A 20,184-nucleotide genomic window follows, 5' to 3' on the forward strand; every position below is an offset into this window, starting at 1 on the left:
CATCCTTGTGTCAGTGGCGCGTGTCCTGCGGCGAGGCTGGACCCGAAAGTGGCACCAGAGTACTGGAATAGGAAAATTAACCAAGCCTGGCGGTTTGCCATTATGTGCACTGCAACACACTTCCAGATGGTCACGGCACAATGCGCCAGGCCTGTTAAAATGCGCGCCCACTTCACCTGACGATTGATTCCATGTCCCGACTGAACCCCCGGCAGCAGGAAGCCGTGAACTATGTCGGCGGCCCACTTTTGGTGCTCGCCGGCGCAGGCTCCGGCAAGACCAGCGTGATTACCCGCAAGATCGCCCACCTGGTGCAGAACTGCGGCATACAGGCCCGCCATATCGTCGCCATGACCTTTACCAACAAGGCGGCGCGCGAGATGAAAGAGCGCGTCAGCTCCCTGCTCAAAGGCCCCGAAGCCCGCGGCCTGACGGTCTCGACCTTCCACAACCTGGGCATGAACATCATCCGCAAGGAATACGCGCGCCTGGGCTACAAGCCGGGTTTCTCGATCTTCGATGACGGCGATATCAAGGCACTGCTCACCGACATCATGCAGAAGGAATATGCCGGTGATGACGGTGCGGATGAGATCAAGAACATCATCGACAGCTGGAAGAATGACCTGATCCTGCCCGAGCAAGCCCTGGCCGGCGCACGCAACCCCAAGGAGCAGACTGCGGCCATCGTCTACCTGCACTACCAGCGCACCCTGCGCGCCTACAACGCGGTGGACTTCAACGACCTGATCCTGCTGCCGGTGATGCTGTTCCAGGAACACGCTGACATCCTGGAAAAATGGCAGAACCGTATCCGCTACCTGCTGGTCGACGAATACCAGGACACCAACGCCAGCCAATACCTGCTGGTGAAGCTCTTGGTGGGCATGCGTAACCAGTTCACCGTGGTCGGCGACGATGACCAGTCGATCTACGCCTGGCGCGGTGCGCGCCCGGAAAACCTGATGCTGCTGAAAGAGGATTACCCCTCGTTGAAGGTGGTGATGCTGGAGCAGAACTATCGCTCCACCAGCCGCATCCTCAAGTGCGCCAACATCCTCATTGCCAACAACCCACATGCCTTCGAAAAACAGCTGTGGAGCGAGATGGGCATGGGCGACGAGATCCGCGTGATCCGCTGCCGCAACGAAGACGCCGAGTGTGAACGGGTGGCCCTGGAAATCCTCACCGAGCACCTGCGCACCCAGCGCCCTTACAGCGATTACGCCATCCTCTACCGCGGCAACTACCAGGCCAAACTGATGGAGCTGAAGCTGCAGCACCATCAGATTCCCTATCGCCTCTCGGGCGGCACCAGTTTCTTCGCCCGCCAGGAGGTGAAGGACCTGATGAGTTACTTCCGCCTGCTGGTCAACCCGGATGATGACAACGCCTTTCTGCGCGTGATCAACGTGCCGCGCCGCGAAATCGGCTCGACCACACTGGAAAAGCTCGGTAACTACGCCACCAACCGCAAGATCAGCATGTACGCCGCTGCCGGCGAAATCGGCTTGGGCGAGCAACTGGATGCACGCTACACCGAGCGCCTGGCGCGCTTTACCAAATGGATGGACCGGGTGCGCCAGGAATGCGCGCAGAACGATCCGATTGCGGCGATCCGCAGCATGGTGATGGACATCGACTACGAGAACTGGCTGCGGCAGAACGCTTCCAGCGACAAAGTCGCCGACGCACGCATGGGCAACGTCTGGTTCCTGGTCGAAGCACTGAAGAACACCCTGGAGCGCGACGAAGAGGGTGACATGACCATCGAGGACGCCATCGGCAAGCTGGTGCTGCGCGACATGCTCGAACGCCAGCAGGAAGAAGAGGAAGGCGCCGAAGGTGTGCAGATGATGACCCTGCATGCGTCCAAGGGCCTGGAGTACCCCTCGGTGTATATCCTCGGTGTGGAGGAAGAAATCCTTCCCCATCGCTCCAGTATCGAGGCCGATACGGTCGAGGAAGAGCGGCGTCTGGCCTATGTCGGCATCACCCGCGCCAAACGCAACCTGACCATGACCTTTGCCGCCAAGCGCAAACAGTACGGCGAAATCATCGACTGCTCGCCGAGTCGTTTCCTTGATGAATTGCCGCCTGAAGATCTGGTCTGGGAAGGCCTGGAAGACGCCGCACCGGAGGTTAAAGCCGCTACCGGCAACTCGGCGCTGGCCAATATGCGCGCCATGCTGAAAAAATAACCAACAGCACCGCGCGGGCACAGGTAGACGTATTTCGTCACCGCCTGCATCCGCGCTACGCTGCACCATTACATCCCGGCGCAGACCGGGTATCAGAAAGAACGACGAGGGTAACCGCGTGGAAGCGCTGAAACAGAAGATTCGCGAAGAAGGCACCGTGCTCTCGGAGCATGTTCTCAAGGTTGATGCCTTTCTCAATCACCAGATCGACCCCAAGCTGATGCAGCAGATCGGTCATGAGTTTGCCCAGCGTTTTGCCGGCCAGAACATCACCAAGATCGTCACCATCGAAGCCTCGGGCATTGCTCCGGCAGTGATGGCAGGCCTGGAGTTAGGCGTACCGGTGATTTTTGCGCGCAAGTACCAGTCACTGACGCTCAAGGACGACTTGTACATCTCCAAGGTGTTTTCCTTCACCAAGCAGACCGAAAGCACGCTGGCCATTTCGGCCAAGCACTTGGGCGCCCACGACCATGTCCTGTTAATTGACGATTTTCTCGCCAACGGCCATGCCGCCCGCGCCCTTATTGATCTGATCGGCCAGGCCGGTGCAAGCATCGCCGGTATCGGTGTGGTGATCGAAAAATCCTTCCAGCGCGGCCGCTCCGAGCTGGACGCACAGGGTTATCGGGTCGAGTCGCTGGCGCGCATTGATTCACTCAAGGATGGTCAGGTCAGCTTTATCGACTAAGAGCCTTAGCCCACCGGGAATTACCTTGAGCCGTTTCTAGCGCCCACAAAAAAGCCGCCTTTTAAGGCGGCTTTTTCACAGCAGCGTCAAGCGACTTACAGGCCGGACATCTTCTGGATTGCACCACGCAGCTCGTCATCCGAGCAGTCAGCGCAGGTGCCTTTCGGCGGCATGGCGTTGATGCCGGCAATCGCGGTTTTCAGGATAGCGTCGATACCACCTTCTTTATCAGCACGTGCCTTCCAGGCAGCGGTGTCGCCAATTTTCGGCGCACCCAGGATACCTGGGGTGTGGCAGGCACCGCAGTGCTTGGCAATGATGTCATCGGCAGTACGCGCACCGCCGCCAGCAGCAACGGCTACAGCACCCACGCCCTTACATTCTTCACCCATCACACAGACTTGGCCAACCGGCTTCAGTCGGTCAGCAATGGCGTCGTCGGTCGTGGCCTGAGCAGTCACTGCCCACAGGGCCAATACGGTAGCCGGTGCTACCAGGAGCTTTTTAATCAGGTTCACGGTACACCCTCTTCGTGGCTAGTCACGCTCGCGGCCACGGTTTCGCGAGCGGGTAGCAGTATAACGGCAAGCCGGGCTGGCCGAAACAACCCAGATTGTCGCAGGGTTATTTAGAAATTGGCCGGCGTGGTCGCACTGATCAGCCGGGCAGGCTGTTCGAATGGATTACGGAAACGGTGCGGCTTGCTGCTCTCGAAGTAGTAGCTATCGCCCGGTTCAAGGATAAACACCTCGTCGCCGACGGTCAGTTCCAGCTTGCCTTCAACCAGCATGCCGGCCTCTTCACCTTCGTGGGCGTACATCTCATCGCCTGTGTCAGTGCCGCTCGGGTAGGTTTCATCGAGGAAGGAAATGGCCCGGCTGGGATGCGCCTTACCCACCAGTTTCATGGTGATGGCCCCACTGCAGATATCGGTGAGTTCGGCGGCGCGATAAACCACCTGGGCCTGGCTATCCTGCTCCACATCCAGGGAGAAGAACTCCACCAGGGACATGGGGATACCCGCCAACACCTTTTTCAACGAACTGATCGAAGGGCTTACGCTGTTCTTCTCGATCATCGAAATGGTGCTGTTGGTGACGCCCGCCCGTTTGGCGAGTTCACGCTGGGAAAGGCCTTTGAGTTTGCGAATGGATTGCAGGCGTACACCGACGTCCAATGCTGGAGTCCCCCTTGGGAGTGATACGGAAAAGTCGCCGTATCATGGCATAGCGTTCAGAATTTACAACACTCGCGTTCAAACTCGTCTACAGCGTGGCTGTTAGTGCCCGAGGTAGAGCAGCGGCGCCCTTCGCAGGTTGCAGAAAAGCTGATAAGGAATACTGCCGGCCTGGGTGGCCACGTCGCTGGCGAGTACCTGTTTACCCCACAGCTCGACCCGGCTGCCCAGGCCCGCTTGTGGCAGATCAGTCAAATCGACGGTGAGCATGTCCATCGACACACGGCCGATCAGGCGGGTCAGTTGGCCGTCCACCGCCACGGGTGTGCCTGTCGGCGCATGGCGTGGGTAACCGTCGGCATAGCCCATGGCAACTACGCCAACGCGGGTTGGCCGCTCGCTGACAAAGCGTGCGCCATAGCCCACCGGCTCGCCGGCCGGCAGTTCGCGCACGCTGATGATCTTCGACTCCAGAGTCATCACCGGCTGCAACCGCGCAGCCACGGCCTGCGCCTGTTCGAACGGTGTGGCTCCGTAGAGCATGATGCCGGGACGCACCCAGTCGCTCGGCACATTGGGCCAACCCAATACGGCTGGCGAATTGCGCAGGCTGACCTCGGCGACTATGCCCTGGCGCGCCTGCTGAAACACCGCCAACTGCTCAGCACTGCGCGGGCAATCCAGCTCGTCGGCACGGGCGAAGTGGCTCATCAGCACAATCTTCGCCACCTTGCCGCTGGCCAGCAGGCGCTGATAGGCCGCCTGGTAATCGGCCGGGTGTAGGCCGACGCGGTGCATGCCGCTGTCCATCTTCAGCCACACCGTCAGCGGACGGCGTACCGCGCTGCGCTCAATCGCCTCCAGCTGCCACAACGAATGCACCACACACCACAGCTCGTGCTGCTCGATCAGCGGCAATTCGTCGACCTCGAAAAAGCCCTCCAGCAACAAAATCGGCCCGCGAATACCGGCCTCGCGCAGCTGCAGCGCTTCCTCGATACAGGCCACGGCAAAACCATCGGCCTGCTCCTGCAACGCCTGGGCACAACGCACCGCGCCATGGCCGTAGGCATCCGCCTTGATCACCGCCAGGGCGCGGGCGCCGCTGACTTCACGGGCCAGTTGGTAGTTGTGACGCAAGGCTTGCAGGTCGATCAGGGCGCGGGCAGGACGCATGACGTTCTCGGCTATCAGCAGTTTTCAGAAGTAAAAAAGCCCGGTGTGATGGCCGGGCAAACACTTATCGCAAACGGGACGGGCCGATTTACAGGGCGGCCACGATCATCATTTCCACCAGCACCTCTGGCTTATACATCTTCGCCTCGACGCAAGCCCGTGCAGGCGCCGCGCCTGGCGCGACCCAGGCATCCCAGACCTGATTAAGCCCGGCGTAATCGCGGTCCATGTCCTTCAGGTAGATGGTCACGGAGAGGATCTTCGACTTGTCGCTGCCGGCCTCGGCCAACATGCGGTCGGTATTTGCCAAGGTTTCGCGGGTTTGCTGCACGATGTCGCCGCTGTAGTCGTCCGCCAGCTGGCCGGCCAGGTAGACCGTGCCGTTATGGATGACGATTTCGCTGTAACGACTTTCAGTGTGCAGGCGCTGTACTGACATGCTTGTGACTCTCCTGGGAACGGCTGTAACGGGAAATATCCAGGCCTTCGGCGCTGATCTGCGGACGCTTTTTCGCCATCAGATCGGCAAGCAGGCGACCGGAGCCGCAGGCCATGGTCCAGCCCAGTGTGCCGTGACCGGTGTTGAGGAACAAATTGCGCAAGCCGGTGGCGCCAACAATCGGCGTGCCATCCGGAGTGGCCGGACGCAGGCCGGTCCAGAATTCGGCCTGGCGCAGGTCGCCGCCCTGCGGGTAGAGGTCGGCGGTAATCATTTCCAGGGTTTCGCGGCGACGCGGGTTGAGGCTCAGGTCGAAGCCGGCGATTTCCGCCATGCCACCCACGCGGATGCGGTTGTCGAAACGGGTGATCGCCACCTTGTAGGTTTCATCGAGGATGGTCGAGGTCGGCGCCATCGCCACATTGGTGATGGGCACGGTCAGCGAGTAACCCTTGAGCGGGTAAACCGGCGCCTTGATGCCCAGCGGCTTGAGCAATTGCGGACTGAAGCTGCCGAGCGCCAGCACGTAGCGGTCGGCGGTCTCCAGCTTGCCGTCGATCCAAACGCCATTGACCCGGTCGCCCACGGCGTCGATCCGCTGAATGTCCTGACCGAAGCGGAATTCCACGCCCAACGCCTTGGCCATCTCGGCCAGTTTGGTGGTGAACAGCTGGCAATCGCCTGTCTGGTCATTCGGCAGACGCAGCGCGCCGGCCAGCTTGTCGGTCACAGCGGCCAGAGCCGGCTCAACGCGAGCAATACCAGCGCGGTCGAGCACTTCATAGGGCACACCGGATTGCTGCAGCACGGCGATGTCTTTCGCCGCGTTATCCAGTTGCGCCTGGGTGCGGAACAGCTGGGTGGTGCCCAGGCTGCGACCTTCATAGGCGATGCCGGTTTCCGCGCGCAGCTCGTCGAGGCAGTCGCGGCTGTACTCGGACAAACGCACCATGCGCTCCTTGTTCACCGCGTAACGGCTGGCGGTGCAGTTGCGCAGCATCTGCGCCATCCACAGGTATTGGTCGATATCGGCGGTGGCCTTGATCGCCAGCGGCGCGTGCTTTTGCAGCAGCCACTTGATCGCTTTCAGCGGCACGCCCGGCGCAGCCCACGGCGAGGCGTAGCCAGGGGACACCTGGCCAGCGTTGGCGAAGCTGGTTTCCATAGCCGGGGCGTGCTGCCGGTCGACCACCACCACTTCAAAACCCTGACGCGCCAGGTAATACGCACTGGCTGTACCAATCACACCGCTGCCGAGAACTAAAACCCGCATGCCGCTCTCCTCGCCGCGACAATGCGCGACGGATAATTCCTGAGATCACAATTGAGCGCAGTATAGGAAGAGATCAGCAGTGCTTTTCACTATATAAATAGCTATATTTGGCGACAATTCTTGGCAAAATCGCCTTCCACAGAGGGGTATCCACCGTGCGCACCCAACATCAGAGCCGCCGCGAACTGGACAAGATCGACCGCAATATCCTGCGCATCCTGCAGGAAGACGGGCGCATCAGCTTTACCGAACTGGGCGAGCGGGTTGGCCTGTCGACCACACCCTGCACCGAGCGCGTACGCCGCCTGGAGCGCGAAGGGATCATCATGGGCTACCACGCCCGGCTCAACCCGCAGCAGCTCAAAGCCAGCCTGTTGGTGTTTGTCGAGATCAGCCTGGACTACAAATCCGGCGACACCTTCGAGGAGTTCCGCCGCGCCGTACTGAAGCTGCCACACGTGCTCGAATGCCACCTGGTGTCTGGTGACTTCGACTACCTGGTGAAGGCGCGGATCAACGAGATGGCCAGCTACCGCAAGCTGCTCGGCGACATCCTGCTCAAGCTGCCGCACGTGCGTGAGTCGAAGAGCTACATCGTCATGGAAGAAGTGAAAGAGAGCCTGAGCCTGCCGATTGCCGACTAGCCGTCAGACTAGAACTTGGCGGGTAGTCGCAATCAACTGATGCACCTGCTTTGCCACCGCCGGTTCGATCATCTGCTCCGGTCCCTGGCCGCGCGGGCACGGCAGGCTTGGCGTGGTGCCGAACAGCCGGCAGATCAGCGGGCGCTGGTCATACACCGTGCACCCTTGCGGGCCGAGGTGTACGCAGTTGTACTCAGCCAGCGCGGCGTCATGCTCGGCATCACTCTTTACCGGCAGCCGCGACATCTCTTCGGATGAGGCCGTGACCGGGCCGCAGCAATCGTGGCAGCCCGGCACGCAGGCGAAACTGGGAATCTGCAAACGCAGCTGATCGATCTTTCGACTGGTGCAACTCATGGACGTGATCCTGAAACACAGGTCGGCATAGTAACCGTGGCCAAAGTTGAATCGCGACAGGAGCAGCGGCTAACCGACGAAAATCCGCTTATTTCGCGATTGCCTCTTGGCGTTTGGCAAATTCGACGCTTATGCTTCGTAAAATTTTCCAAACATAATAATCAGGATTCCACACATGAACGCCCGCGTTCACCAGCCGGTTCACAGCAGCCAGCACGCCAACTCCTATTACGCCGCCAGCGCCAATCGCCAACTCGACTACCCCGCCCTGGGGGGTGAGTTGCGCACCGATGTGTGCATCGTCGGCGGTGGTTTTTCCGGCCTTAACACCGCCATCGAACTGGCGCAGAAAGGCCTCTCGGTGGTGCTGCTGGAAGCGCACAAGATCGGCTGGGGCGCCAGCGGGCGCAACGGCGGCCAGCTGATTCGCGGCGTCGGCCATGGCGTGGAGCAATTCGAATCGGTGATTGGCGCGCAAGGCGTGCGCGAACTGAAACTGATGGGCCTGGAAGCGGTGGAAATCGTCCGCCAGCGTATCGAGCACTTCAACATCAACTGCGACCTGACCTGGGGCTACTGCGACCTGGCCAACAAACCCAGCCACCTCGCCGACTTCGCCGAAGACATGGCCGAACTCAAGCAGTTGGGTTATCGCCATGAAATGCGCCTGCTGCAACCGGAGCAGATGCACGAGGTGGTCGGCTCCAACCGCTACGTCGGCGGCATGATCGACATGGGCTCCGGCCACCTGCACCCGCTCAATCTGGCTCTCGGCGAAGCCGCCGCGGCGCAGAGCCTGGGCGTACAACTGTTCGAGAATTCGGCAGTGACGCGCATCGACTATGGCAGTGAGGTCAAGGTTCACACTGCCCAAGGCGTGGTGCGCGCAACTACCCTAGTGCTCGGTTGCAACGCTTACCTGAATGGCCTGAACAGCAATCTGGGCGGTAAGGTGCTGCCCGCCGGCAGCTACGTGATCGCCACAGAACCGCTGTCCGAAGCCGAAGCGCGGGCGATCATTCCGCAGAACATGGCACTGTGTGACCAGCGTGTGGCCCTGGATTATTACCGTCTGTCCGCTGACCGGCGCTTGTTGTTCGGCGGTGCCTGCCATTATTCCGGCCGCGATCCTGCAGACATCGCCGGTTATATGCGACCGAAAATGCTGGAAGTCTTCCCGCATCTGAGCGACGTGAAAATCGACTACCAATGGGGCGGCATGATCGGCATCGGCGCCAACCGCCTGCCGCAGATCGGCCGGCTCAAGGAACAGCCCAACGTGTATTACGCCCAGGCTTACTCGGGCCACGGCGTCAACGCCACGCACCTGGCCGGCAAACTGCTCGGCGAGGCCATCGCCGGCCAGGCCAGCAGCGGCTTCGACCTGTTCGCCAAGGTGCCGCACATGACCTTCCCCGGCGGCAAACACCTGCGCTCGCCGCTGCTCGCCCTGGGCATGCTCTGGCACCGGATGAAAGAACTGGTCTGACGTACTACGCAGCAGGCCACAACGACCTGCTGCGCATTTCCCTCACAGCTTCCAGAACGGCAGCTGCGCCTCGCGCAGGGCCTGCCCGCGGCTTAGCCCGATATCCTTGAGCTGTTCATCGGTCAGCCTCAGCAGCGCGCGGCGAGTCGTCAGGCGCTGCCAGAATGTGCTCCAGCGGGGTGCAGCTGGCTTCGCTGTACCCTGCTGAGCATACAGATGCCCGCCCGCAGACTGCTGCAGCTCGCCTGATTTCATTGTCAGCCTGACATCACTCAACCCGTTCATCGCCTGCTCCTGCCCGTAAGCCTGATGGGAGGTCATGATGGGTGACACGGGAAAAGCATGACAGATTCAAAAATATACTTTTAAATCCATACAGATTTCAGAAACCAAGCTCTGAATGGTGGATTTGTTCCCTATCTGTACTGGCTTGGTGCGGCACACAGAGAAATTGCGAGGCAACTGTTATGACGCTTTACGTCAACCTGGCTGAGTTGCTCGGCGCCCGTATTGAACAGGGCCTGTATCGCCCCGGTGATCGCCTACCCTCCGTGCGCGCCCTCAGCCTGGAACATGGCGTCAGCCTGAGCACGGTGCAGCAGGCCTACCGCCACCTGGAGGATCAGGGCCTGGCCACGCCCAAGCCCAAGTCCGGCTACTTTGTGCCCCAGGCGCGCCAGCAGCCGGCGCTGCCGATGGTCAGCCGCGCCGCGCAGCGACCGGTGGATATTTCCCAGTGGGACCAGGTACTGGAACTGATCAGCCGACCGCCTGGCGGTGATGTGCTGCAACTGGGGCGCGGCATGCCGGATATCAGCAGCCCAACCCTGAAACCGCTGCTGCGTACCCTGTCACGCATGAGCCGCCGCCAGGAGGTCAAGGAGCTGAGCTATGGCAGCCTGTATGGTGACCCTGGCCTGCGCGCACAACTGTCACGCCTGATGCTCGATTCCGGCTGCCAGATCGCCATTGAAGAGATCATCACCACCACCGGCTGCCACGAAGCACTGTCCGTGGGCATTCGCGCCGTGTGCGAGCCGGGCGACATCGTGGCCGTGGATTCACCGAGCTTTCATGGCGTGATGCAAGCACTCAAGGGCTACGGCATGAAGGCCCTGGAACTGCCCACCGACCCGCTCACCGGGATCAGCCTGGAGGCGCTAGAGCTCGCGCTGGAGCAATGGCCGATCAAGGCCATCCAGCTCACCCCCAACTGCAACAACCCGCTCGGTTACATCATGCCGGAGGCCAACAAACGCGCCTTGCTGGCCCTGGCACAGCGCTATGACGTGGCGATTATCGAGGATGATGTTTACGGCGAGCTGGCCTACAGCTACCCACGCCCGCGCAGCATCAAATCATTCGACGAGGACGGTCGCGTGCTCTTCTGCAGCTCGTTTTCCAAAACCCTGGCGCCCGGCCTGCGGGCTGGCTGGATTGCCCCGGGCCGCTACCTGCAACAGGTGCTGCACCTCAAATACATGAGCACCGGCATGGCCGCACAACTGCCCCAGCTCGCCCTGGCCGAGTACATCGCCAGCGGGCATTACGAGCCGCACCTACGCCGGATGCGCAGCCAGTACGCGCGCAACCGCGATTGCATGATCGACTGGGTCAGCCGCTACTTCCCCGCCGGCACGCGGGTCAGCCGGCCCCAGGGCGGCTTTATGCTGTGGCTGGAGCTGCCACAGGGCTTTGACAGCCAACGCCTGAACCGTGAGCTGCAGCCATACAACATCCAGATCGCGCCCGGCAGCATCTTTTCCGCCGCCGGCAAATACCGCAATTGCCTGCGCATCAACTACGCCGGGCAACCCACTCCAGCGCTTGAACAGTCAATTCGCCAGGTCGGCGAATGCGTGGCCGCGCTGCTCACCGAGCAACAGCTCCCACACAACAGCGCAGAGGTTGCGGTCACGCCTTGATGGCCGCCACCTCGCTGAATGCCCCCCGCTGAAACGCCAGCCAGACAAACAGCGCCGCGCCAATCGCCATCAGGATCGGCAGCGCATGACCGCTGACCCACTGACTGGCGGCACCGGTCGACAGCGGCCCGAGCAGACAACCCGCGCCCCAGAGCAGGGCGATATGCGAGTTGGCGCGCACCAGCGCATCGTCACGATAGCGCTGCCCGACCAGAATAAGCGACAGGGTGTACAGGCCGCCCGCGCTGGCGCCAAACAGCACCAGCACGACCCAGATCAGCGGCGTGTGCAGCAATGACGGAATGCTCAGGCTCGACAGCAGCAGCACCACCCCGCAGCAGCGGAATAGCGTCTGCCGTGGTACCCGGTCGGCCATCCAGCCAATCGGCAATTGCAGCGCCGCATCGCCCACCACCACCGCACTGACCATGATCAATGCCATCTGCTGGGCAAAGCCTTCGCGCACCAGATACACCGGCAGCAGCGTCAGCACCATCGCCTCGAACGCGGCAAACAGCACCACCGCCCAGGCAATCGCTGGCGAAGTGCGGCAGAACGCCAGGATGCCACGCCCGGACGCACTCTGCGCATCGACCTTGGGCGCTCCATCGCGCCCCAACAGCAGCAGGCTACCGCCCACCAGCAGCGCGGCAGAGAACCAGAAACCGCGGTCACTTTCCGTACCCAGCAGGGTCAGCAGCAGCGGCCCGCACAGCTGGCTGAGCGCAAAGCCGGTGCCATACAGCGCCACCAGACGGCCGCGCAGACGGTCCTCAACCAGCTGATTGATCCAGCTTTCGCCGAGCACAAACACCACGGTCAAGGAGATGCCAATCAGCAGACGCAGCAGCAGCCACAGCGGATAGCTCGGCATCACGCTCAGCAGCGCCACCGAGGCGGCGCTGGCCAGTAGACACAAGCGCAGGGTCTGCGGCGTGCCGAACCAGCCGGCCAAGTGCCCGGTCAGCCGCGCGCCGAGCAACACGCCAACGGCCGGCATGCCCGCCATCACGCCAATGGCAAAGGGGCCATAACCCCAAGCCTCAAGGCGAAACGACACCAGCGGTAGCGTCACGCCCAGCGCCAACCCGACGATCACCACCGCCGCACTGACGGCAAAATAGGTCATCCAATTCATTCTTCTCACTCCACTCCCTGGCTCGCTCAGCACCCGCCACGTAGATGCAAAACGGCCGGGCTCCATAGGAACCCGGCCGCAAATGGATTTAGTGGAGCCAACCCCGTCAGAGCTACGGGACTAAAGCCAGGCAAGGCGCCCCGGAGCTTTTAAGCGAGGACGCAACGCAGCATGGCCGAAGGCCCGGAGGTCGTCCCGGTAGCGTTACAGTTTGATCCAGGTCGCCTTAATCTCAGTGTACTTGTCGAAGGCATGCAGCGACTTGTCACGGCCGTTACCGGACTGCTTGAAGCCGCCGAACGGTGCGGTCATGTCGCCGCCGTCGTACTGATTGACCCACATGCTGCCAACGCGCAGCGCCTTGGCGGCCAGGTGCGCCTTGGACAGGTTGCTGGTCCAGATGGCGGCTGCCAGGCCGTAGATACTGTCGTTGGCAATCGCGATGGCTTCTTCGGTGCTGTCGAACGGAATCACCGTCAGCACCGGGCCGAAGATTTCTTCCTGAGCGATGCGCATGGCGTTGTGCGCATCATCGAAAATGGTCGGTTCGACATACTGGCCGCCCGTTTCTTCCAGGGTGCGCTTGCCGCCGCAGAGCAGCTTGGCCTGATCCTTGTGGCCGGCGTCGATGTAGCCAAGCACGGCATTCAGGTGACCCGCATCGACCAGCGCGCCGACCTTGGTATCTGGGTCAAGAGCGTAGCCAGCTTTCCAGTCCTGCATAGCTTCCAGAACCATGGGCATGAAGGTGTCCTTGATCGAGCGTTCCACCAGCAAGCGCGAGCCAGCGGTGCACATCTCGCCCTGGTTGAAGCAGATCGCTGCAGCAGCAGCCTCGGCTGCGGCCTTGAGGTCCGGCGCATCGGCGAAGACGATATTCGCGCTCTTGCCGCCGGCTTCCAGCCAGACGCGTTTCATGTTCGATTCGCCAGCGTAGATCATCAGTTGCTTGGCGATCTTGGTCGACCCGGTAAACACCAGCGTGTCGACGTCCATATGCAGCGCCAGCGCCTTGCCGACGGTGTGGCCGTAACCTGGCAGCACGTTGAGTACGCCCGCCGGGATGCCGGCGTCCAGTGCCAGCTGCGCCATGCGCAGGGCGGTCAGCGGGGATTTTTCGGACGGTTTGACGATCACCGAGTTGCCGGTGGCCAGCGCCGGGCCGAGCTTCCAGGCGGTCATGATCATCGGGAAGTTCCACGGCACGATGGCCGCGACTACGCCGACCGGCTCGCGAGTCACCAGGCCCAGCTCGTCATGCGGGGTAGCCGCCACTTCGTCGTAAATCTTGTCGACCGCTTCTCCGCTCCAGCGAATCGCCCGCGAGGCACCCGGCACGTCGACACCCAGGGCATCGCTGATCGGCTTGCCCATGTCGAGGGTTTCCAGCAGGGCCAGCTCTTCGGCGTGCTGATCCATCAGGTCGGCAAAACGGATCATGATGCGCTTGCGCTGAGCCGGCGCCATACGCGACCAGACGCCGGACTCGAAGGTGGCACGGGCATCCGCGACGGCCAACTCGGCATCGGCCAGGTCACAGCTGGCTACCAGGCCGAGCAGGCGTCCGTCGACCGGGCTGATGCACTCAAAGGTGGCCCCGGAGACGGCGGCGCGGTACTCGCCATGAACAAAGGCGCGGCCTTCGATCTTCAGGTTCTTGGCGCGCTGCTCCCAGTCGGCACGAGTCAGGCTAGTCATTCGAACATCCTCTATCGCTAGTAAAGCGCCGCTGGTGGTCGCTGCGCTGTCAATTATTCTGCATGGGGCCGCAAAAACCTGCTCACCCAATCCTGCCGGCAACACTAAACCAGCGGCCTGCACACTTCCAATATTTTTTACAAAAACTGGCAAAGCTGCCTTGTTATGTGTGCTTTATTAAACATAGACTGCCGAAATTACCACCCAAACCGACAACAAGCCTGGCCTAAACCGGCGCTCAATTCCTACCGGACATGCTTATGAATATCGAAAAGATCGTCGACTTCGCCACCGCCACCACTACACCTGAACATTACCGTCCGGCAGCAGAGAAAGTGCTCAAGGGCGACCCCGAGCAAAGCGTGCGCAACCACTACGGCAGCCCGTGTGGTCAGTTCAATACGGGGATCTGGGAAGGCGACGTCGGCCACTGGACCATCAACTACACCGAACACGAGTACTGCGAGATTCTGCAGGGTGTCTCGGTGCTGCGCGACCAGGACGGCAACGCCAAGACCCTGCGCGCCGGCGACCGTTTTGTTATCCCGGCCGGCTTTTCCGGTACCTGGGAAGTGCTGGAGCCCTGCCGCAAGGTCTATGTGATCTTCGAGCAAGCCAGCCGCTGATCAGGCCACTCTTCATGCGTCATCCTTTGCCCGCCTTTATGGCGGGCTTTTTGTGGCCTGCACATCACGACAGTAAATCGCAGGCAAGAAAAAGCCCGCTATAAAAGCGGGCTTTTTCGGCAAGGCGCCAGATCAATTACTTGATCTTGCCTTCCTTGTACATCACGTGCTTACGCACAACCGGATCGAATTTTTTGATTTCGATTTTGTCCGGAGTGGTGCGCTTGTTTTTGTCGGTAGTGTAGAAGTGACCAGTACCGGCACTCGAGATCAAACGGATCAATTCACGCATGACTTTCCCCTTAAACCTTTTCGCCGCGAGCACGCAGCTCGGACAGAACGACGTCAATACCACGCTTGTCGATGCAACGCATGCCTTTGGCAGAAACGCGCAGACGCACAAAACGGTTCTCAGACTCGACCCAGAAGCGGTGATGCTGCAGGTTCGGCAGGAAACGACGACGGGTTTTGTTGTTTGCGTGGGAAATGTTATTCCCGGTTACCGGACCCTTACCGGTAACTTGACAGACTCTCGACATGCCTCAGCCCTCTAAAACCACATGCCCAACCCGGCATGGGTTGGCCGCTAATTATTCAATCTTGGCGCTCAGCGCCGCGTATCTCGAGGGTCTTACCGGCCGTACCTGAAAGCGCAAGAACCGGGCCCCTACAAAAGAGCGCTGCTTTATACCAGAAAGCCCCCAGCGCAACAAGGTTAAACGCACATCTCCCGGCGAGCTTCGCACTGCAATTTCCGCTTCCAGACCTGCCAGCAACAGCAATAGCGCAGATCGACCGCTCGTCGCCAAGACTGATTGCCCTGCCTTCGTTTAATAGCCTAGGGTAAGACCTGCGCCAGCGTCCCCACGCGACCAAGGAGTTTGCCATGCGTCTCGCCGCCCTTCCGCTACTGCTCGTTTCACTGATTATGCCCGCCCTGACCCAGGCCAGTACGCTCAGCGTCTGCACCGAGGCCAGCCCAGATGGCTTTGATGTGGTGCAGTACAACTCGCTGACCACCACCAACGCATCAGCCGACGTGCTGATGAACCGCCTGGTGGATTTCGATGCGACCAGCGGCACGTTGCAGCCGAGCCTGGCGCAAGCCTGGGAAGTCAGCCCGGATGGCCTGAGTTACAGCTTCACCCTGCGTCCTGACGTGCAGTTCCACAAGACCGAGTACTTCACCCCCAGCCGCCCACTAAATGCCGATGACGTGCTGTTCAGCTTTAAGCGCATGCTTGATCAGGCGCACCCGTGGCACAAGGTCGCCCCCAGTGGTTATCCCCACGCCCAGTCGATGCAGCTGCCCAGCCTGATCAAATCCATCGAAAAAACCGGCGAACACAGCCTGCGTTTTAGCCTTAATCGCCCGGATGCCACCTTTCTCGCCACCTTGAGCATGGGCTTCGCGTCTATTTATTCCGCCGAGTACGCGGCGCAATTACTGGCAGCCGGTACGCCGGAAACCCTCAACAGCCAGCCCATCGGCACAGGGCCGTTTGTCTTCAAGCGCTTCCAGAAGGACGCCAGCGTGCGCTACAGCGCCAACCCGAGCTACTTCGCAGGCAAGCCTGCGGTGGACAATCTGGTATTCGCGATCACACCCGACGCCAACGTGCGCTTGCAGAAGTTACGCCGCGGTGAGTGCCATATCGCACTGTCGCCGAAACCACAGGATGTTCAGGCGATCAGCGCTGATAACAATCTGAAAAGCGCCCATACCGCAGCCTTTATGACCGCCTTCGTCGGAATCAACAGTCAGCATCCACCGTTGGATCAACCCGCCGTACGCCAGGCGATCAACCTGGCGTTCGATAAATCCAGCTACCTCAAGGCAGTATTCGAAAATAGCGCCGAGGCCGCCAACGGCCCCTACCCACCGAATACCTGGAGCTACGCCAGCGAACTGCCCGGTTACCCCCACGACCCGCAGAAAGCCCGCGACCTGCTCAAGCAGGCCGGCCTAGCCGATGGCTTCAGCACCACAATCTGGACCCGCCCCACCGGCAGCGTGCTCAACCCCAACCCGAGCCTGGGCGCGCAGTTGCTGCAGGCTGACCTCGCCAAAGTCGGCATAAAAGCAGAAATCCGCGTGATCGAATGGGGCGAGCTGATTCGCCGCGCCAAAGCCGGCGAGCATGACCTGCTGTTTATGGGCTGGGCAGGCGACAACGGCGACCCGGACAACTTCCTCACCCCGCAGTTTGCCTGCGCCTCGCTCGAATCCGGGCTGAACTTCGCGCGCTATTGCGACCCGCAACTGGACAAGCTGATCGCCGATGGCAAAAGCACCAGCGACCAGGCACAGCGCAGCCGGATATATAAAGAAGCGCAGCAAATCATCCAGCAGCAGGCGCTGTGGCTACCGCTGGCGCACCCAACCGCCTACGCGCTGACGCGCAAACAGGTCGAGGGTTACCAGGTCAGTCCGTTCGGTCGCCAGGATTTTTCCAAAGTGCGACTGGCGCCTTAGAGCCAACCGTACTCCGCCATCGACAGCGGCTCACCGTCGCCGACGATAAAGTGGTCGAGTACGCGCACATCCACCAGCTCCAGCGCCTCTTTCAGGCGGCGGGTCAGCACCCGATCGGCCTGACTGGGCTCGGCGATACCGGACGGATGGTTATGAGTCAGAATCAGTGCGGCCGCGTTGTGCGCCAACGCGCGTTTGACCACCTGACGGGGGTAAACGCTAGCACTGTCGATGGAGCCATGAAACAACGCCTCGAACGCCAGCACGCGGTGTTTGGCATCGAGAAACAGGCAGCCAAACACTTCATGCGGCTCGTGGCGTAGCAGCGCTTTCAGGTAATCACGCACAGCCTGCGGGCTTTCCAGCGCCGAATCGCGGCGCAATTGCTCGGCCAGATGTCGGCGCGCCATCTCCAGCACCGCCTGCAACTGGGCGAATTTGGCGGGCCCCAGGCCTAGTCGCTGACTGAACGAAGACAGGTCGGCCTGTAACAAAGCACGCAAGCTGCCGAAGTCACCCAACAGGTGACGCGCCAGATCCACAGCACTCTGCCCGGCCACTCCGGTGCGCAAGAAAATTGCCAACAACTCAGCGTCGGTGAGCGCGGCGGCGCCTTGAGCGAGGAGTTTTTCCCGTGGGCGCTCGGCCGCCGGCCAATCACGAATACTCATCACACCTCCATGTGTGCTAAAAGGCGCGACAAAGCGCCACGTCAGCGAGCGCAAAGCCAAGCCAGGCAAGCACTTGGCAGCGCTACTCGCATACAACCCTTGTGCTATCGTAGCCCAACTTTTACGCGGCGACCGGCCTGGGGAGGTGTCAGCGTCGCGGTGTATACCCATCTCTATAAAAGGCAGGCCTATGCAGCGGCTGTATCGGAAACGCATCATTGTTGGCGTGGGCGGCGGTATTGCCGCGTATAAAAGTGCTGAGCTGATTCGCCGACTCAAGGACCAGGACGCCGATGTACGCGTGGTCATGACCAAAGGCGGCCGTGAGTTTATTACGCCACTGACCCTGCAAGCCCTGTCCGGGCATCCGGTGCACCTCGACCTGCTCGACCCCGAGGCCGAAGCGGCCATGGGCCACATCGACCTGGCGCGCTGGGCCGACCTGGTCCTCATCGCCCCCGCCACCGCCGACCTCATGGCGCGCCTGGCTCAGGGTGTCGCCGATGACCTGCTGACCACTTTGGTGCTGGCCACCGACGCCACCGTCGCTCTCGCACCGGCAATGAACCAGGCCATGTGGCGCGACCCGGCGACCCAGGCCAACGCAGAGCTGCTCAGCGCGCGGGGCCTACACCTATTTGGCCCTGCTGCTGGCAGCCAGGCCTGCGGCGATGTCGGCCTGGGCCGTATGCTCGAAGCGGAACAGCTGGTGCAATGTGCCGCCGACTGCTTCCAGCATCAGGCACTGACCGGCAAGCACGTGCTGATCACAGCGGGCCCGACTCAGGAAAACATCGACCCGGTGCGCTACATCACCAACCACAGCTCCGGCAAAATGGGTTTTGCCCTCGCCGAAGCGGCAGCCGAGGCCGGCGCTAAAGTCACCCTGATCAGCGGCCCAGTACACCTGCCAACCCCTGAACGCGTTACCCGCATCAACGTCACCAGCGCCCGCGACATGCTCGCCGCCTGCGAAGCCGCGATGCCCTGCGACCTGCTGATCGCCGCCGCTGCGGTAGCCGATTACCGCCCGGAAGTGGTCGCCCAGCACAAATTGAAAAAAGACCCCACCAGTGGTGATGGTCTACTCCTGCAAATGGTCCGTAACCCGGATATTCTCGCCACCCTGGCGGGGCGCAGTGATCGGCCGTTCAGCGTCGGCTTTGCCGCCGAAACCGAGAATCTGCTGGAGTACGCCTCGCGCAAGCTGCGCGACAAGAATCTCGACCTGATCGTCGCCAATGACGTGGCCAACCCCAGCATCGGCTTCAACAGCGAAGAAAACGCCATCACCATCATCGACCGTGAACTGCAACAAAGCAGCTTTGCCCAGACCAGCAAGAGCAAGATTGCACGCCAGCTGGTGAGCTTTATTGCCGAGCGCATGGCCAGCTGCTGACGCCCACTTACCGAATAGAGCCCGATATGCACGCCTTACAAGCCAAGATCCTCGACCCGCGCCTGGGCACCGAATTTCCGCTGCCGCACTACGCCACACCGGGCTCCGCCGGCCTCGACCTGCGCGCCATGCTCAAGCAGGAGCTTGTGCTTGAGCCGGGGCAAACCGTGTTGATCCCCACTGGCCTGTCGATCTACATCGGCGACCCCGGTCTCGCCGCGATGATCCTGCCGCGCTCGGGCCTGGGCCACAAACACGGCATCGTGCTGGGAAACCTCGTCGGCCTGATCGACTCGGACTACCAGGGCGAATTGATGGTGTCTTGCTGGAACCGCGGACAAAGCGCCTTCACCATCGCCATCGGCGAACGCATCGCCCAGCTGATTCTGGTCCCGGTGGTGCAAGCGCATTTCGAACTGGTTGAACAGTTCGATGAGAGTCAGCGCGGTGCAGGCGGCTTTGGCCACTCCGGTAGCCATTGATTGCCTTAATCTAATTTCCAGGATGAATTGCCGAGGAGACGCTGCATGAAACTCTTCAAGCGCACGGCCAAGGACACTGACGAGACAACCGCCAGCGCCCAACTGACCAGCGCCCCCGTCGAGGCCAAAGCGGCCAAGAACAGCCCCAACGCCCTGTTACCGGGCATGCTGGCTGCCTTGATCGGCATCATCCTGGCCGGTGCACTGCTGTGGTTTGGCCCGCTTAACAGCGCTTACCAGCAGCAACTGCAACAACTCAGTCAGGCGTGGGGCGGTGGTCAGGCGACTGTGCTGCAGAAAGCCCTGCAACAGCTGAGCGCTG

At 61.2% G+C, this 20,184-nt stretch carries 21 protein-coding genes; 9 read left to right on the top strand and 12 right to left on the bottom strand.

Features of this window, described 5'->3' with window-relative positions; genetic code table 11:
• Nucleotides 1-191: 191 nt before the first annotated feature.
• Together rep and ALTER154_RS07695 are read left to right on the top strand one after the other, a co-directional pair.
• Nucleotides 192-2,201: a DNA helicase Rep gene (gene rep, locus ALTER154_RS07690; protein WP_160085967.1), complete on the top strand. Its 2,010-nt coding sequence runs from the start codon at nt 192-194 to the stop codon at nt 2,199-2,201.
• Nucleotides 2,202-2,319: 118 nt separating this feature from the next.
• Nucleotides 2,320-2,892: a xanthine phosphoribosyltransferase gene (locus ALTER154_RS07695; RefSeq protein ID WP_160085969.1), complete on the top strand. Its 573-nt coding sequence runs from the start codon at nt 2,320-2,322 to the stop codon at nt 2,890-2,892.
• 95 nt (nt 2,893-2,987) lie between these two features.
• Here ALTER154_RS07695 and ALTER154_RS07700 read toward each other — a convergent pair whose 3' ends face one another.
• The 5 genes from ALTER154_RS07700 to dadA all read right to left on the bottom strand — a co-directional run bounded on the left by ALTER154_RS07700 (nt 2,988) and on the right by dadA (nt 6,957).
• Nucleotides 2,988-3,410, bottom strand: coding sequence for a cytochrome c5 family protein (locus ALTER154_RS07700; RefSeq protein WP_090250499.1), 423 nt, complete (start codon nt 3,408-3,410; stop codon nt 2,988-2,990).
• A gap of 110 nt (nt 3,411-3,520) precedes the next feature.
• On the bottom strand, nt 3,521-4,069 hold the full coding sequence (locus ALTER154_RS07705; RefSeq protein ID WP_090250501.1) for a cupin domain-containing protein: 549 nt from the start codon (nt 4,067-4,069) through the stop codon (nt 3,521-3,523).
• 102 nt (nt 4,070-4,171) lie between these two features.
• Nucleotides 4,172-5,245, bottom strand: coding sequence for an alanine racemase (gene alr / locus ALTER154_RS07710; RefSeq protein WP_160085971.1), 1,074 nt, complete (start codon nt 5,243-5,245; stop codon nt 4,172-4,174).
• Between the two features lie 88 nt (nt 5,246-5,333).
• Entirely contained in the window at nt 5,334-5,684 is a 351-nt protein-coding gene (locus ALTER154_RS07715; protein ID WP_090250506.1) for a RidA family protein, read from the bottom strand.
• Nucleotides 5,659-6,957 carry a D-amino acid dehydrogenase gene (dadA, locus tag ALTER154_RS07720; protein WP_090250509.1) on the bottom strand — a complete coding sequence of 433 codons (1,299 nt, stop codon included), beginning with the start codon at nt 6,955-6,957 and terminating at the stop codon, nt 5,659-5,661. Before dadA ends, ALTER154_RS07715 begins: the two co-directional genes overlap by 26 nt.
• A gap of 155 nt (nt 6,958-7,112) precedes the next feature.
• Here dadA and dadR point away from each other — a divergent pair, with 155 nt between their 5' ends.
• Complete coding sequence (gene dadR, locus ALTER154_RS07725) at nt 7,113-7,601, top strand: transcriptional regulator DadR (RefSeq protein WP_090250512.1); 489 nt, start codon at nt 7,113-7,115, stop codon at nt 7,599-7,601.
• Between the two features lie 3 nt (nt 7,602-7,604).
• Here the strand turns inward: dadR and ALTER154_RS07730 are convergent, their stop codons facing one another.
• The gene (locus ALTER154_RS07730) at nt 7,605-7,958 is read right to left on the bottom strand and encodes a YkgJ family cysteine cluster protein (protein WP_160085973.1); all 354 of its coding nucleotides are present in this window, start codon (nt 7,956-7,958) and stop codon (nt 7,605-7,607) included.
• A gap of 175 nt (nt 7,959-8,133) precedes the next feature.
• On the opposite strand from ALTER154_RS07730, the gene ALTER154_RS07735 reads away from it, so the two are divergent.
• Entirely contained in the window at nt 8,134-9,447 is a 1,314-nt protein-coding gene (locus ALTER154_RS07735) for an FAD-binding oxidoreductase (protein ID WP_160085975.1), read from the top strand.
• A 42-nt stretch (nt 9,448-9,489) separates the two neighbouring features.
• Here ALTER154_RS07735 and ALTER154_RS07740 read toward each other — a convergent pair whose 3' ends face one another.
• On the bottom strand, nt 9,490-9,732 hold the full coding sequence (locus tag ALTER154_RS07740) for a DUF1127 domain-containing protein (RefSeq protein WP_160085977.1): 243 nt from the start codon (nt 9,730-9,732) through the stop codon (nt 9,490-9,492).
• A gap of 182 nt (nt 9,733-9,914) precedes the next feature.
• Between ALTER154_RS07740 and ALTER154_RS07745 the strand changes: the two genes are divergently transcribed.
• Entirely contained in the window at nt 9,915-11,372 is a 1,458-nt protein-coding gene (locus ALTER154_RS07745) for a PLP-dependent aminotransferase family protein (protein ID WP_160085979.1), read from the top strand.
• On the opposite strand, the gene ALTER154_RS07750 is transcribed toward ALTER154_RS07745, so the two are convergent.
• Together ALTER154_RS07750 and ALTER154_RS07755 are read right to left on the bottom strand one after the other, a co-directional pair.
• The gene (locus ALTER154_RS07750) at nt 11,362-12,510 is read right to left on the bottom strand and encodes an MFS transporter (RefSeq protein ID WP_160085981.1); all 1,149 of its coding nucleotides are present in this window, start codon (nt 12,508-12,510) and stop codon (nt 11,362-11,364) included. The genes ALTER154_RS07745 and ALTER154_RS07750 overlap by 11 nt on opposite strands.
• Nucleotides 12,511-12,714: 204 nt before the next feature.
• On the bottom strand, nt 12,715-14,208 hold the full coding sequence (locus ALTER154_RS07755) for an aldehyde dehydrogenase (RefSeq protein ID WP_160085983.1): 1,494 nt from the start codon (nt 14,206-14,208) through the stop codon (nt 12,715-12,717).
• 260 nt (nt 14,209-14,468) lie between these two features.
• On the opposite strand from ALTER154_RS07755, the gene ALTER154_RS07760 reads away from it, so the two are divergent.
• Nucleotides 14,469-14,834 carry a cupin domain-containing protein gene (locus tag ALTER154_RS07760; RefSeq protein WP_160085985.1) on the top strand — a complete coding sequence of 122 codons (366 nt, stop codon included), beginning with the start codon at nt 14,469-14,471 and terminating at the stop codon, nt 14,832-14,834.
• Between the two features lie 136 nt (nt 14,835-14,970).
• On the opposite strand, the gene rpmG is transcribed toward ALTER154_RS07760, so the two are convergent.
• Nucleotides 14,971-15,126 carry a 50S ribosomal protein L33 gene (gene rpmG / locus ALTER154_RS07765; protein ID WP_022960960.1) on the bottom strand — a complete coding sequence of 52 codons (156 nt, stop codon included), beginning with the start codon at nt 15,124-15,126 and terminating at the stop codon, nt 14,971-14,973.
• A gap of 10 nt (nt 15,127-15,136) precedes the next feature.
• Entirely contained in the window at nt 15,137-15,373 is a 237-nt protein-coding gene (gene rpmB, locus ALTER154_RS07770) for a 50S ribosomal protein L28 (protein WP_090240685.1), read from the bottom strand.
• A 347-nt stretch (nt 15,374-15,720) separates the two neighbouring features.
• Here rpmB and ALTER154_RS07775 point away from each other — a divergent pair, with 347 nt between their 5' ends.
• The gene (locus tag ALTER154_RS07775) at nt 15,721-17,310 is read left to right on the top strand and encodes an ABC transporter substrate-binding protein (RefSeq protein ID WP_160085987.1); all 1,590 of its coding nucleotides are present in this window, start codon (nt 15,721-15,723) and stop codon (nt 17,308-17,310) included.
• On the opposite strand, the gene radC is transcribed toward ALTER154_RS07775, so the two are convergent.
• Complete coding sequence (gene radC / locus ALTER154_RS07780) at nt 17,307-17,981, bottom strand: DNA repair protein RadC (protein WP_160085989.1); 675 nt, start codon at nt 17,979-17,981, stop codon at nt 17,307-17,309. The two genes, ALTER154_RS07775 and radC, sit on opposite strands and share 4 nt — an antisense overlap.
• 190 nt (nt 17,982-18,171) lie before the next feature.
• Here radC and coaBC point away from each other — a divergent pair, with 190 nt between their 5' ends.
• Together coaBC and dut are read left to right on the top strand one after the other, a co-directional pair.
• Nucleotides 18,172-19,380, top strand: coding sequence for a bifunctional phosphopantothenoylcysteine decarboxylase/phosphopantothenate--cysteine ligase CoaBC (gene coaBC / locus ALTER154_RS07785; protein ID WP_160085991.1), 1,209 nt, complete (start codon nt 18,172-18,174; stop codon nt 19,378-19,380).
• 26 nt (nt 19,381-19,406) lie between these two features.
• On the top strand, nt 19,407-19,862 hold the full coding sequence (dut, locus tag ALTER154_RS07790) for a dUTP diphosphatase (protein WP_090250542.1): 456 nt from the start codon (nt 19,407-19,409) through the stop codon (nt 19,860-19,862).
• Nucleotides 19,863-20,184 lie beyond the last annotated feature (322 nt).

The sequence above is a fragment of the Pseudomonas sp. 9AZ genome, assembly GCF_902506525.1.
Classification (GTDB): Bacteria; Pseudomonadota; Gammaproteobacteria; order Pseudomonadales; family Pseudomonadaceae; genus Aquipseudomonas; species Aquipseudomonas peli.